Annotated in this window: 14 protein-coding genes and 1 tRNA gene; 4 read left to right on the forward strand and 11 right to left on the reverse strand. The window is 59.2% G+C overall.

Translation table 11 applies throughout. From position 1 onward, the window contains the following. Positions 1–155: 155 nt before the first annotated feature. The 3 genes from AC0L3E_RS09350 to AC0L3E_RS09360 form a co-directional block, all read right to left on the reverse strand. Positions 156–743, reverse strand: a complete 588-nt coding sequence (locus tag AC0L3E_RS09350) for a GNAT family N-acetyltransferase (protein WP_473604656.1) — start codon at positions 741–743, stop codon at positions 156–158. Positions 744–862: 119 nt separating this feature from the next. Further along, a complete protein-coding gene (gene rpmA, locus AC0L3E_RS09355) occupies positions 863–1,132 on the reverse strand; it encodes a 50S ribosomal protein L27 (protein WP_013529063.1) in 270 nt (89 codons plus the stop codon). Positions 1,133–1,229: 97 nt separating this feature from the next. After that, positions 1,230–1,910, reverse strand: a complete 681-nt coding sequence (locus AC0L3E_RS09360; protein WP_473604657.1) for a 50S ribosomal protein L21 — start codon at positions 1,908–1,910, stop codon at positions 1,230–1,232. A gap of 408 nt (positions 1,911–2,318) precedes the next feature. Between AC0L3E_RS09360 and AC0L3E_RS09365 the strand changes: the two genes are divergently transcribed. After that, positions 2,319–2,408 (forward strand) — tRNA-Ser (locus tag AC0L3E_RS09365). Between the two features lie 324 nt (positions 2,409–2,732). On the opposite strand, the gene AC0L3E_RS09370 is transcribed toward AC0L3E_RS09365, so the two are convergent. The 6 genes from AC0L3E_RS09370 to AC0L3E_RS09395 form a co-directional block, all read right to left on the reverse strand. Next, positions 2,733–3,335 (reverse strand): DUF3011 domain-containing protein, encoded by a 603-nt coding sequence (locus AC0L3E_RS09370; protein WP_473604658.1) that lies wholly within the window; start codon positions 3,333–3,335, stop codon positions 2,733–2,735. A 72-nt stretch (positions 3,336–3,407) separates the two neighbouring features. After that, entirely contained in the window at positions 3,408–3,842 is a 435-nt protein-coding gene (locus AC0L3E_RS09375; RefSeq protein ID WP_473604659.1) for a hypothetical protein, read from the reverse strand. A gap of 407 nt (positions 3,843–4,249) precedes the next feature. Next, on the reverse strand, positions 4,250–4,984 hold the full coding sequence (locus AC0L3E_RS09380) for a L,D-transpeptidase (RefSeq protein ID WP_127328597.1): 735 nt from the start codon (positions 4,982–4,984) through the stop codon (positions 4,250–4,252). Beyond that, complete coding sequence (locus AC0L3E_RS09385) at positions 4,965–5,810, reverse strand: DUF6065 family protein (RefSeq protein ID WP_306462323.1); 846 nt, start codon at positions 5,808–5,810, stop codon at positions 4,965–4,967. The genes AC0L3E_RS09380 and AC0L3E_RS09385 overlap by 20 nt, the downstream gene beginning before the upstream one ends. Before the next feature lie 41 nt (positions 5,811–5,851). Continuing rightward, the gene (locus AC0L3E_RS09390; RefSeq protein ID WP_473604660.1) at positions 5,852–7,351 is read right to left on the reverse strand and encodes a hypothetical protein; all 1,500 of its coding nucleotides are present in this window, start codon (positions 7,349–7,351) and stop codon (positions 5,852–5,854) included. A gap of 282 nt (positions 7,352–7,633) precedes the next feature. Beyond that, positions 7,634–8,311, reverse strand: coding sequence for a response regulator transcription factor (locus tag AC0L3E_RS09395; RefSeq protein WP_236382927.1), 678 nt, complete (start codon positions 8,309–8,311; stop codon positions 7,634–7,636). A gap of 43 nt (positions 8,312–8,354) precedes the next feature. Here AC0L3E_RS09395 and AC0L3E_RS09400 point away from each other — a divergent pair, with 43 nt between their 5' ends. Next, positions 8,355–10,436: a sensor histidine kinase gene (locus AC0L3E_RS09400; protein WP_473604661.1), complete on the forward strand. Its 2,082-nt coding sequence runs from the start codon at positions 8,355–8,357 to the stop codon at positions 10,434–10,436. Between the two features lie 337 nt (positions 10,437–10,773). Then, on the forward strand, positions 10,774–11,067 hold the full coding sequence (locus AC0L3E_RS09405) for a hypothetical protein (protein WP_164898460.1): 294 nt from the start codon (positions 10,774–10,776) through the stop codon (positions 11,065–11,067). Between the two features lie 95 nt (positions 11,068–11,162). On the opposite strand, the gene AC0L3E_RS09410 is transcribed toward AC0L3E_RS09405, so the two are convergent. Both AC0L3E_RS09410 and AC0L3E_RS09415 read right to left on the reverse strand, forming a co-directional pair. Continuing rightward, complete coding sequence (locus AC0L3E_RS09410; protein WP_128307180.1) at positions 11,163–11,762, reverse strand: NADPH-dependent F420 reductase; 600 nt, start codon at positions 11,760–11,762, stop codon at positions 11,163–11,165. 74 nt (positions 11,763–11,836) lie between these two features. After that, positions 11,837–12,571, reverse strand: coding sequence for an SDR family NAD(P)-dependent oxidoreductase (locus AC0L3E_RS09415; RefSeq protein WP_127320812.1), 735 nt, complete (start codon positions 12,569–12,571; stop codon positions 11,837–11,839). A gap of 276 nt (positions 12,572–12,847) precedes the next feature. Between AC0L3E_RS09415 and AC0L3E_RS09420 the strand changes: the two genes are divergently transcribed. Beyond that, positions 12,848–13,744 carry a LysR family transcriptional regulator gene (locus AC0L3E_RS09420; protein ID WP_128307181.1) on the forward strand — a complete coding sequence of 299 codons (897 nt, stop codon included), beginning with the start codon at positions 12,848–12,850 and terminating at the stop codon, positions 13,742–13,744. Positions 13,745–13,925 lie beyond the last annotated feature (181 nt).

A 13,925-nucleotide genomic window follows, 5' to 3' on the forward strand; every position in this document is an offset into this window, starting at 1 on the left:
GGATTTATTATCCCTTTTTGTTTTATTTTGTTGAGGTTATCGAGGGCGACCTCATCCCCCGTGTGGTTTTTGTGTTATTGCCCCGAATTGCCTTCGCAATTCGGTTGGCAATCCGGGTGAGGGGGGCTTCATTCAGGCTCGCCGTAGAGCGATCATCAAAAATGCACCCAGTTCCGCAGGCTCGTCCAGGTCTTCCTATCGAGCCGATAACGCTCGACCGGCACCTGGCCGGCGACGATCGAGTTCAGCATGCCCTGGCCGGCATATTGGAACCCGCATTTGTGGATGACGCGGCGCGAGGCCGGATTGATGACCCGGGTCGAGGCATGCAGAACCTGGATCGACGTCCTCTGGAAGGCGAGATCGACCAGCGCATGCGCTGCTTCCGTCGCATAGCCCTTCTTCCAGTGCGGCTCGCCGATCCAGTAGCCGAGCTCCAGCCCGCGATCGGTGGTGTTGAGGCCGGCGCAACCGACGAAAGTGTCGGTGCCGGCCAGCGTCAGGGCATAAGCGATACCGGCCCGGCGCGACTTGGTCATGGCCAGGAAAGAGCGCGCCTCGGCCTCGCCATAGGGGTGCGGCATGCGGGCCAGCATTTCGGCGACATGGCGGTTGTCGGCAAGCTCGACCAGTTGCGCGATATCGCCTTCGTGAGGCGCCCGCGTCACCAGTCGCTCGGTGACCAGCACCGGACAATCTATCGCGTAACTTTCGTCTTCTGAGTCTTCCGCTTCGGCAACCATTTGAAAGTCCTCCAGGCACAAGAAAAAGGGGAGATGGAAACCCATCTCCCCTGATCCTTTTCCTGGCTTTGCCAGACACCGGTCCCGAGATGGGCGCCGGTGTTCTAGTGCGGAACCGGCTACTCCGCGGCTTTGGCAATCGGGTTGACCGATACGTAGGTTCGGCCGTTGGCTTTTTTGTTGAACGTCACGGCGCCGGTCTCGAGCGCAAAAAGCGTATGGTCCGTGCCCATGCCGACATTGACGCCGGGATGCCACGTGGTGCCGCGTTGACGAATGATGATGTTGCCCGGGATGACGGCTTCGCCGCCGAACTTCTTCACGCCCAGACGCTTGGAATGCGAGTCGCGACCGTTGCGCGACGAGCCGCCAGCTTTCTTGTGTGCCATCTAACTAACTCCGTTGCGCCGCAAGGCGCCTAAAAGGCCTTATGAACGCGTTCGCGTTCCGTTTCAAGTCCGATCCGGCGACCAGGTCGCCAGAAAATTACTTCGCAGCCAATTCCTTGGCCTGCTCGCGCCAGTCCTTGATCTGGTCGGCGCTGAAGGACATGTGCTCGTCGATCTTGGCAACATCCTTGTCGGTCAGCTTGGCGAGCTGCGCGAAGGTGATGATGCCCTGCTCGTTGAGATCCTTGGCTGCGACCGGGCCGATGCCCTTGATCACGGTCAGATCGTCCGGCTCACCCTTCGGCGCCTTGAACAGCGGCCCTGCCGCGGTCTCGGCTGCCTTTGTCTCGACTGCCTTGGCCTTGGGCTCCTTCTTCGGCGCAGCTTCCGCCTGCACCTCGGTGGCGGCCTCGGCCTTCACCTTCTTCGGCGCCTTGACCGATGCCGTCTTCGTCGGCTTGGCGCCACCCAGCAGGATCTCGGAGATCCGCACGGTGGTCAAAAGCTGGCGATGGCCGATCTTGCGGCGCGAATTCTGCCGGCGGCGCTTCTTGAAGGCGATGACGGTGCGGTTCTTGCCCTGTTCGACGACTTCGGCGGTGACCACCGCGCCGTCGACGAACGGCGCGCCGAACGTGACATTCTCGCCCTCGCCATGCGCCAGCACATGGCCGATCTCGACCATATCGCCGACATTGGCTTCGACTTTTTCGATCTTCAGGAGATCGTTGGCGGCAACGCGATACTGCTTGCCACCCGTTTTAATGACTGCGAACATTTTTTGCCTTTCGCTGTTCGGTCGGCCTTGATGAACCGCATCTGGCGGTTCGGCCGTCTTTTTGTCAGTCTGCGGGTTCAAAAAACAAGCGGCGCGGAAGAACCCTCCACGCCGATTGCGCGCTGTCCCTAACCGAAGGTTGGGGGCGAGTCAAGGCAAACCAGCCGCGCCGTTTCCGAGACCGTCATTGGCGGGCACGGACCGGCTGTGCCGACATGCCCACGGCGTTGCCCCCCTGGGCTGAGGATGGGTGACCGGTCGGCAATCTGCCTCGGGTCTCGCTGTACCCCACCAGCCCGTGAATCCGCCGCTTGCCAAGCAAGCCAAATAACTGACGGATTGGCCTTGTAACCTGCCCGTTCAGCCGTTATCTAGTGCGCCGCGCCGGCAACGGCCGACCATGACCGCGGAGAGGTGGCAGAGTGGTCGAATGCACCGCACTCGAAATGCGGCATGGGTGCAAGCCCATCGGGGGTTCGAATCCCTCCCTCTCCGCCATCAATTTCCCGTAACAGACTGATTCGAAACGAATTTTCTGGATAGCGGCTCTCTTTTGGTACATTCTTGGTACAAAGAGGTTTCCGCACAAGCCCCCATGGATCGACGGCATAAGAACCTCGGTTTTATCGTCTCAGCCGCCGCCACGAGGGAGGAGGAGATAGAGAACATGTTCGGCTGCCTCCACCGCTTCGAGGAGAAACCAAGGAGCAGGTGAACGAAGTCTGCCGTGGTGATGCCAGGATGAAGATCAAGATTGATGCTGCGGGAAAGATTTAAGAGCCCCGCTTTGACAATCGTGACCGGCTTCCTTCGTCCTTCAATTCACTCCGCGTCAGGATTGTCGACAAGGCAGCCTGCACCATGGCATCCTTGGTAGTTGCCATGCACATCAAAGTTTGGCTCTCCCTGCCTGTCAAATTGCGGTCGGGTATCGATTGCCTGGTCCGGATTGTCGACTTTGCATCCGATGCCATGACAACCATTGTAGCTGCTATCGGAGCGGTAGTTACTCGTCGTGTGCCGTCGATTGTGATGATCGTCCGCCATCCCCTCGATCAGAGCGCCGAGAATAGCTCCGCCAACCACCGCGCCGACGTCATGACCGCGATGGTCATACATGCGGGCATTGGGATCAAAGCTGTCGCCACGTCCATGGTGGTAGCCGCCGACATCGGCGAAAATTCCGGAGCAGCCTTGCGCGACCCAAATATATTTGCTGCGTGGATTGTAGCCCCAGGTCCGGTTCAAAATACAAGGACTTCCGGAAGTCTGATGAATGAGTTGCGGCTTGCTCAGCGGGCCCGCCCAGCATTCGCCATACTGATAGTGCCTCGATTGGCATTCGACGGTCGATTGCGCGCGGGCATCAGAGATCATCCACGATGAGCCGAGCGCGAGCAAAGCAATGAACATGTAACGTAGCATGTGAACCCCTCCGGAGTGGTCAACGATCGGTTGCGTCGGTATCATCGAAAATGGAATTTCTTCCGCCAGGTGTCAGTCGTTGATCGCGGTGATCTTGATGGTGTTGCCGTCTCTGACGCCGGAGAACCAGACCTCGCCATCACCGATTGAGACGCCTTGCCAATTGGCGAACAGCGTCGGATAGGTCTGCTTGAGGACGGTCTGTTTGACCTTGGCGGTAACGATCTTGTCGTAATCCGTCACGAAATGCGCGGCGTCGTTTATCTTGATCGCCTTGCCGCCGATCCGGGCGCGGAAGGGATAATCGATCATCGACGCGACGGTCTGCTTGTCACCGGCACTGACAGCCTTCTGCAGCTTGTCGAAGAACTGCTGATAGGTTGTGTGACTGCCGAACAGCGCGTCAAGGGTCTGGTTTGTTTCAGCGGCGGTCTGCGCTGCCGCTGGACCCGCAACGGCGGTACTCAATAGCGCGGCGGAAACCAGCATGAATAGAGAGTGCCTCATCATAGGTCCTTTCACTCGGTGCGTTCAATTGCCAACCCATCAGCCTGGATTTGTCCTTCGGACGTTCGCGCCCTGACTGATGCCGACGGCGAACGGGAAGACGAACGGCATGCCGTCACTGACGTGAACTGATATATAGACGCGTCCATTGAATTTTTTTATTTGATTACACGCAAAAGGTGTAAAAAAGAATACCTAAACGTCGATTATGACGGACAGAGATGACGGTTAAGGTATCCAAAACCTTATTCGCGAGTGCTATCGATACGAGCAGCGACGCCTATGTCTTAAATTCTCCCTCTATGACGCAATATGGATAGAAGTAGAAATCTGCCGTCACCTGTGCCACCGGCGTGGGTATGGTCCAACGGCATCCGACAGCAAGCGTTGGCCTGTGCCTGTTCGCTTCACTTCACGATGACCTTTGCTCCCTTCGGCACCAGACTGTAGAGTTCGATCACATCCTCGTTGAGCATGCGAATGCACCCTGAGGACGCTTCAGTTCCTATGGTCCAGGGCTCTGAGGTGCCGTGGATACGATAAAGCGTATCCACGCCGTTCTTGTACAGATAGAGAGCTCGCGCGCCGAGCGGATTGTGCGTGCCGGGCCTGATCATGCGCGGCAGGTCGGGCGACTGGTTACGCATGTCGTCAGTCGGATGCCATGCGGGCCACTCCGCTTTGCGCCCTACGCTGGCAATGCCCGACCAACTGTAACCGCTAGCCCCGACGGCGATACCATAGCGCCGCGCCGTCCCATTGAGGCGGTATAGATAGAGGAACCTCTGCCGTGTATCGATCAACACCGTACCGGCAGGCAAGCGTTCCGGGGGCGTCACATCGACAGGCAGAAAGCGTTGGTCAAACTTGCTGCGATCGACGATGAAGACCTCATGCGGCTCCCTCGCGTAAGCGGCTTTCACGCGAACTAACTCTGTAGCCGTATTCGGGCTACCTTTTCCATCCGCCAGGCAACCGACAAGGAGCGCCGCCAGCGCCAATACAAAGCCCGACCGCACGAACTGGCGGATGCATTCCGGTCTTTCGTCTCTGCTCGAAACCGACCCGTTAATCGAACGGCCAAATGCTAGCGATCCAACTGGAGGAATGCGCACAGGCCGCTTACTCTTGGCTAGCTTCATCTACTGGCGAATCTTTTTCCTGGGCCCGCAACTGGTCGATGTGGATCGGCCGCTTCAGAGTTCGCTTTACTCGGTGAGTGTCATCCGCGACCGATTTCCCCGTCGGCGAAACACCCTGCAGATAGTGCTTCTGCCACTTCATCTCCTTGGTAAGCTCGTCGTTCATCTGCAGCCCGGCCGAAAACCGTCGACGTTCGCTATTCCAAACCTTATGTTCTTTATGGAACTCAGGATCGTCCTCCATCGGACGAATGACCGGCTGCACCTGCTCGATAGCGACACTTGGCATCATGGTGATGAAACAGAAAGGCTCGCCCTTGGCAAAAGTGACAGACCCAGGGCGGGTGAAGCGCCAATTCATGGTGAAACTGAACGGCAGCCAGTTGGTTTCCACCAAGCCGTCCAGGGGCGCGATTCCGTCCTTCATCCGGTTGGGGGAGCCGCGAGCCCACACCATCCAGCCCGGCTCGGTGCGAAACACGTAACCCGGATGAAAGGTTACTATGCCGTGCCCGAAGGTCGAGCTGATGAATCGGTGCGTGACGTTCGGTTCGTTTACATGGAAGGCGATGTCTTTTGTGGTGTTGTATCCGTTCCAAGTAACAGTCACATTTATGGGGTTCAACAATTCCCATCCGCTGGCATTGGCGATTGAAAGCGGCGTGCAGCGGTAGGCGAAATGCTGGTCGGTCGCATCCATCCAATCTCGCGTCCCCTCCGCGGCGACAAGCTCAGGCGGGTTCGGAGCCTGGATCATACAGTCAAGACGCGGGCCGGTCATACTCTCCGCTATCCTCAAACGATTCGATTCTAAGTTGCTGATCATGCCGCCAAACCGTAGCGGCATGACTAGGACAGAAGGGGGTACTATGGGCCTGCCGGTCCGGTAGGTCCCTCCGGTCCCACAGGCCCCTCCGGTCCGGCAGGTCCAGCAGGTCCGGCAGGCCCAGTGGGTCCCTCCGCGCCGGGCGCGCCGGGAGGTCCAGACGCGCCGGCATCGCCGGGCGCTCCAGGTAGCCCATCCTTTCCGGGCAGTCCGACAGGCCCAGCAGGTCCGCCAGGTCCCTCCGCGCCGGGCGCGCCGGGAGGTCCAGACGCGCCGGTATCGCCGGGCGCTCCAGGTGTCCCGTCCGATCCGGGCAGTCCGACAGGCCCAGCGGGTCCAGCAGGCCCCCCCGCGCCGGGCACTCCAGGCGTACCTGCCTCGCCGGGTGCGCCAGGCGCCCCCGGCTGTCCCCAAACATTGGTGGAAGGCGTCGGCAAGTTGCCAACGTCTTTTACGATGTGCGATGGAAGGAAGTCGCCACGATCACGCTGAATCAAGGAACGACCTGGCTTGTCGGCATAATAATCGTTCTGACCATCCGTGACCGCGCACTCGAAATTCTGGTCCGGATCCTTGCAGAAAACTGTCTTCGGGGCGCTTCGATCGCCATTGGTGCCGAAGTGGAATCTCAAACCGGCCATCGCAGAAAAATCGCCGCTTGAGGAGACGTCGCTGTTCGTCAGATCGAAGCTGAAATCACTGTAGATAGAAGTCGCTATCCCGCTTCCGAACTCGGTCAGGTACTCGGCGCCGCCGACAAGTTGCGTTCTACCACCAAAGGCGTCGCGATGACGCAGGCCGCCATTAACCTTGAAGTTATCCGTAGGATAGTACCCGACCCTGCCTTCGGCGAACGGGCTGACGTCCTCTTCAAGTGAGTTCCATTCTATACCGGCAAGTCCCTCAAGCGTGGCCCGGCCCAGATAGTACTGGCCTTCAACGCCGAGCTTGCCTTCGACATAGCCGTTTTCAAGAACTCCACCATCATCGTAACCACCTCCGCCATGAAGGTAGCTTCCATACAGACCCAGCGCCCCAACTTTCGGATCACGGCGGAATAGATGCGCGGCGGCACCTGTGAAGTTACTGTTTGGCGTCACGCCACCAATCGCATCGACCTGGAAGCCGTATTTTTCACCGAGCGGGAGCGCCACGGAACCGTCGGTAAAGGCATACGGGTCGTGACCATTGGTTCCCGCGCCGAATCCGACACGCACGTTGGGCGCAGCAACGGCACGAGTGTCGGATTGCGGACTTGACAGGTACATGCGCCTCTCAACCGAGGATAGCGCAGCCATCTCGCGACTCTGGGCCACCGAACCCCTCAGGGTGGCCAGTTCTCCTTTAACCTGGGCAGTCTCGGCGTAGGCGGCCTCAAGTTTGCGCGCCATCTGCTTCTGATTTCGCTGCAGGTCCAAAATCATCTGATAGAGTTGTTCGTTGCTTGGCGCCCCCGCTAGCGCGGGGGTAATCCCGACATAGATGGATGCGAACGTTAGAATAGAACAACTGGCAAATAAAACTCTCTTATGCTGCCGCATCCCGCACCCCTTCTGCGCACCGCCGCCCTCGTTATCTACCTCGCCACGCGCACGACACATTCCTGTTCGATTGCGCATAGAATGCGAACTATCTAACGAATGCGGATTTATCCAATCCTTTCCTTGAAGTAATTAATCTCGTGATTCCTCACAATCGCAGTAACTGTCATATCATTACACTTACTGTCAGTCGTTTGAGGATGCTCCTCGAATTCCTCCCTGTCCTCTCCCAAATTGATGAGATCGGCAATCTTCTCTCTGGACAGGGTCCGCACGATCATTCTAATCGGTGAAGGCGAAGCCTGACCCTCGAATTGCGTGCAAGGGGAGAAGCATGTCGGATTTCTTGGCTCTTCGACGCAGCCGGCTCACGATGGTGTCCAGGTGGGCATAGTTGAAGTCATAGATGTCTGCGCCCATGGCTTCGACGAGCGCGCGGCGATCGACGGTCTTGCCGCGCTCACTGAACAAGCGTTCCAAAAAGTGCCGTTCCGAGGTGGTCAAGCGAAGGCGATGGCCCATGCCGTCGGTAAGCACCCAGCAGCCTTCCTCCAGGGTCCATCGTGGGGCCGGAGACGAAGGGGCGCGGCGCCTGTTGAGACGTTCATTGAGCGTCATCACCGTGGCAGCAAGCTCCCGAACATCAATGGGTTTGACGAGGTAAGCGTCAGCGCCCGCTTCAAGACCATTGAGCCGGTCGTCGATGGAACTCCGGGCCGTCGCCATGACGATCCCGACCGATTGCAAGGCCCGCAAATGGGAAGCTATGGAAAGGCCGTCTTCGCCCTCCAGGCCAATGTCGAGAATGACGATTTCAGCCGGCTTGGCGGCGCAGGCTCGGTAGAGGGCGGCAGCGTTGTGGAATCCATGTACGTTCAGGCCCAATCTGGATAGTCCGAAGACCATCTCCTCGCGGAAATCCCTGTCGTCATCAACAAGATAAACAAGGGGGGCGATCACGAGATCGCCCGCTTGTAGCCTTCTCCGACCATCTACGGACCCCATGCAGCAATCTGATAGCATTCGATTTCATTTATTCGCCGCATTGTCTATATTGTTTGTGTGTCTTGTGCCGCAAACGTTATGGGCGCTTCCGCTGAAACCGACGGACGGCCTCAAGGCTCCGGTTTCACTCAGCGGTCACCTCGCAATCTTTCATGATCCCACCGGCGCGCTCACGATCAACGATATCGTTTCCAAGCGCTCCAACATCCAGTTCGAACCCATCCCTTCGATGCTCACGCGGGGCTACCAAAAGGGCGCAATCTGGGCCCGGTTCTCCCTGTCTGCCTCAACGGCTCCAAGGCAATGGCTGCTGCAGGTAGAACGGCCCTTGATCGAACACATCACGCTGTATGTCTCTGACGGGGCGGGAGGTTATTCGGTCTTGCCCCCTGGCCAACTCAACCTAGGGGATGGAGCAGACGCCGACGCATATCCGGCCGTCTTCCCGATCTCCGTGCCGTCCACTCGAACCGATTATTACATCCGACTCCAATCGTCGACCTCGATCACCACTTCGCTGAATCTTTGGCAGATTCAAGGCTATGAAGAGTATCGCCGATTCGACGATTGGATCATGGGCATGGTGGTTGGCGCTATTTTCGTCATGGTCTTCACCAATTTTCTGTATGCCGTATGGCTCAGGGATTCTTTATATCTTCTATACATCGCAGTTATCATAGAGTCTGGGCTGATAAGTCTCTTCCACATGGGATATGCATCCGAAGTTCTGAGATCCCTAGAGCCGAAAATCATACACCTAATTTGGGGTATTATCGTTTGCTTATACAGTATAGTCATGATGTTGTTTTTGTCTAGACTATTTGAGTTGCACCGTCATTTGATCTGGGCGTGGCGCGTCTCCCAGGGTGTTGTACTGCTCAATGGCATCGCCTTGGCTTTTGCGATTGCGGGACGCTACGGCGACGTCGGGTTTTTCGTATCGCGACTGCAGCAGCTGTCTCTCATCTTCATTTCGCTGCTGGTGCTCTATCTGCTCATTGTGCGGCGACGGTATCAATACCTACTGTCGGCGATTGCATTTTTGGGCGTAATCTCTGTCCTGCTGGTGATGCAGGTGATGTATACTGGGGCCAACCCGTTCCAGCTGGACGGCTCTTTGTCCAGATTCTTGGCCGGCGGGACCGTGATTCACCTGGCGTTGCTCAGCGCAGCCGTCGCGAAGAGAACGCGGCTTGCCGAGCGCAGCTTGAGCGAGGAGAAGGATCGCGTCATCGCAGTGTCGCGGTTGGCCGAGCAGGAGCTGACTGTCAAGGTGCGCGAAAGGACCGCAGAGCTTGGGGAAAGAAACGCCTCGCTCAAGGTGGAAGTGGATCGACGTCACCAGCTTGAACTCAAGCTCAGGCAGGCTCTGGACACCGCCAACGATGCTCTGGCTCAGCAGCGGGACTTTGTGGCCTTGGTATCTCATGAGTTTCGCGGCCCCTTGGCCGTCATCTCTGCCGCCGCCGACAATCTGTCATCTTCTGCAGGTGAAAGCGCCGACAATATCAAGTTGCGCACCACAAGGATCCGCCAGACCGTCAAAAGGATGTCATCGCTGATTGAAAACGTCCTAGCCTTCGACCGGCTCAATGGTGGGCAGAAAACTCTTCCCACGATCAAGATGTTCGACCTGAATGAGGTTTTGCACGCCGCCGAAGCGGGGTTGGATGATGCTGCGGCCGGACGTGTTAGCTTCACTCACGGCGACGAAGTGATTGTGAAAGGTGACCGCAACCTGCTGGAGATTGTAATACAAAATCTGATCCAGAACGCCCTGAAATACTCATCGGTGACCAGCTCTGTGACGATCCGGCTGTCGACTGAGCAGGGCGTGGCATTTGTACACGTGGTGGATCAGGGCTCTGGCGTAGCGCCCGACGACCACGAGTTCATATTCATGAGGTACTATCGCGCCGCGGGCCAATTGGTAAACGGCTCCGGTTTAGGGCTCTACATTTCACGCGAGATCGCCCGGCAGCACGGCGGCGGTCTCATACTGGCCGCCAGCGACATCAACGGGTCGACATTCCGCCTCTCACTGCCCGTCGAGGGGAACTGGCCTGCCCCTGAAAAGTGACCCTCCCTGACGTATGGCTTTTGGGCCGAACCAGGACTGAAGAAATGGCCGGAAAGAGACACAGTTGCGGCCGCTCATTGTTTACCGTTAACCTCCGGTAAACCTTGCGGGTCTGGTAGAGAGGCGGCGGAAGAGCCGCCCGAGCCGGGACAGTCTGGCCTTCGCGGAGGCCGTAAAGCTTGGGCGAGGGGCGAGTCCATTCGGCATCTCCGCACATGGCTGTCCGCAAGCGCAGCCAGCCGCTGTGAATTTGCCAGCCGGTTTAGCCCAAATGGGGGAAGAGGCCCGGCCCAAGATCTCGTAATGGTTGGTTCGCCCAGCCAGTTAGGAGACCACTATGCGCAAAGCCTCTCTCGCCATCACAGTCGCCGGCACGGCCTTCTTCAGTCTTTCCACTGTCGCATCGGCATGCGTGTCGATGGACGGCAACTTCGTCGTAAACAACTGCAATTATCGCGTCATGGGAAATTACAAGGGCTCGGATGGCAGTTGGGGTGGCTTCGGACCCATCCGCGCGGGCGGTCGTGAGGTAACTTCCAAAAGACGCGATGCCGGCTGGGACATCAGCTATTGCAACTACGATTCATGGGCGGCAGGCACCTGTCGGCCGAAGGATCCCAGGCAGATGTAGCCGCTTTCAAGCGCGTCGCTTTGCGCGCTCGGCTCGATGCTGACGATGTGGCCGGCGTCGAACACCGGCCACTCTGACGGCGCACGGTAAATCCGTTATTGCTCCTTCTTGAACAGATCCTGGAAGATCAGCTGGCCCCAAGTGCGGCCGCGTGCGTGCACCAGTGCGCCGCCCTCGTTGAGCTTCCCCAGCTTGACCGGTGCGAACCCGAGTTGTTTGGCCAAGGCCGCCACGGGAGCGATCGCGTCCTCGTCGTCGCTCGAAAGAAAGACGACCCGGTGGCCGCCCTCGACGATCGGATCGGCAGCCAGGGTGGCCGCAATCAGGTGATTGAAGCCTTTGACGAGCTTGGCGCCGGTGAACGCCTTTGCGACGAAGGCGGAGGACGGCAGACCGTCCAGTTCTTCGGGGACTGGAAACACGTTCGTCGCGTCGATGATCGTCTTGCCTTCCCAGCTTGACAGCGCCTTCGCGACATCTGGGTTCGATTCAAAGCGGACAGCCAAAAAGATGATGTCCGCCTTGACCGCGTCCGCCAGCGTTTTCGGGATGATCGTGGGTCCGATCGCGGCCGCGGCTGATGCAAAGCTTTCCGGGTCGCGCGTGGTTGCCACGGACACTTCGATGCCGTTGCGGGCAAACGCCTTGGCAAGAGCCTGGCCGATCTTGCCGAAGCCGATAATTGCATAGCTCATGTATATTCTCCTTCAGTTTACCAGGCCCTGCGGGCTCGGGATATCGAATGGAATGAACGGCGGGGCGTAGCGGGTCAGATTTGCGCCAAGCCCCCGTCGACGGCGACCTCGCTGGCGGTCATGAAGCTGCTGTCGGGCGACGCGAGAAACGCAGCCGCCGCCCCGATCTCCGCTGGATCGGCCATCCGCTGAAGCGGATTCATCGAGGCGAAGACCTTCAAGCCCTCCTCGCCTATCGCTGCCTTCGCGAGTTCGGTCGCCGTCGGCCCGGGCGACAGCACGTTTACCCGGATGCCGGTGCCTTTCAAGTCTTCCGCCCAGGTCCGCGCGAGGTTGCGCACGGCCGCCTTGCTCGCGCTATAGACGCTGAATGCGGGCGCGCCCGTGGTGCCGGCGCTCGATCCGGTCAGGATAATCGAACCGCCCTCGCCCATCAGCGGCAGCGCCTTCTGGACCGTGAAGATCGTACCCTTCACATTGGTGTTGAAGGTTTCGTCAATGTGCTCGGCGGTGAGCTTGCCGAGCGGAAGCAGGCTTCCCACCCCGGCGTTGGCGAAGATGATGTCGAGGGTTCCGCGCTCGGCCTTCACCGCCGCATAGAGCCGATCGAGGTCGGCCTCATCCGAGACCGAGCCCTTCACCGCGCGGGCATTGGGCCCGAGTTCGGCCACAGCGGCGTCTAGCGCGTCCTGCCGGCGGCCGAAGATGAAGACGAAGGCGCCCTCCTCGATGAAGCGCTTCGCTGCGGCGCGGCCGATGCCGGTGGCGCCACCCGTAATAACCGCAACCTTACCGTCCAGTTTTCCCATGACTCAATCCTTCCAGCTTCTGTCTTTGCTCGTTCGGGGTACGCCCCGAGGACCTCTAGATGGGCCCGTCGGGGTCAGGTGGTGAGTGCGGAAGCGCGCACATCGGTGGTGCAAAATCGATCCGCTTTCAGGGCTGACGCCCGCCGCGACGATCCGTGTCCGCCATTCGGAATTGCGCCGCCCCTGTCGACATAAGCTATGATGTCCGCCCCTACCGCTGTAGGATGTGCTAGATACGGGCTTTGGAACGCGCACCGCGCGGTGCCGGATTGCACCATGATCGACTGGGATGACATTCGCTACTTTCTAGCCGTCGCACGCGGAGGCTCGGTGCGGGCTGCCGGCGCGCAGCTCGGGGTGAATCACTCGACCGTGCTGCGACGCATCGCACAGCTTGAGGAACGCCTCGGGGCGCAAATGTTCGAAAAGCTGCCTTCGGGCTACCGCCTGACGGCTGCGGGCGAGGAGGTCCTCGAGCTCGCGAACCAGATGGAAGCGTCGTCTCACCAGCTGGAGACGCGCGTCTTCGGGCGCGACCAGAGCGTGCGCGGGCTTCTGCGGGTGACGCTGGCACCGCCCCTCGTGACACACCTGCTCATGCCGGACTTCGCCGACTTCGCGCGTCTGCACCCGGACATCGAGATGGAAATCTTGTCGTCCGGCGAACTGGCAAATCTGACCAACCGAGAGGCCGACGTGGCGATCCGCGTCGTCTACGACCGCAAAACCCTGCCGCTCAATCTTCACGGCCTGAAGGGAGCGGAGGTGTTCGGCGGCGTCTACATGTCCCGCGATCGCCTGGCCGCGTGGCGTGCGGGCGCGCCTGATCCCATCCGGTGGATCGTCATAAGCGCTCATGGGATTCCGGAATGGGCCAGCGCGGGTGAGGTTCGCACCACGGGGGTTCCATTCAGGACCACGGACGCCGAGGCGCAGATCGTTGCCGTACGGCAAGGTCTCGGGATCACGACACTGCCGTGCTTCGTCGGAGATGCCGACCCCCTGCTGGTGAGGGTGCCAGGCACCGACCTGCACATGTACGGAACGCTCTGGCTTCTCACACAGGGGGAGACACGCAAGACGAAGCGCGTGCGGCTCTTCACGGAGTTCATATCCCGCAGGCTCGGCGCCTACGCTCCGCTTCTCACGGGACTATCTATATCGCGCGACTGACGCCCGGCGGGTCGCCTGCGACGCTTGCGGTGGACAGGCGCCGGCAAGCGGACAGCGGCACCTATTGCGGTTGCAGATGCTCAGCCATGAAGTCGATGAACGCCTCGGTCTAAACCTGATCTGTCGACTGGCCGGCCAGAGAACATTGAACTGATCGGTCTCGGCGGGGGCATAGGCGATG

It is taken from the genome of Mesorhizobium sp. WSM4822 (genome assembly GCF_055811155.1).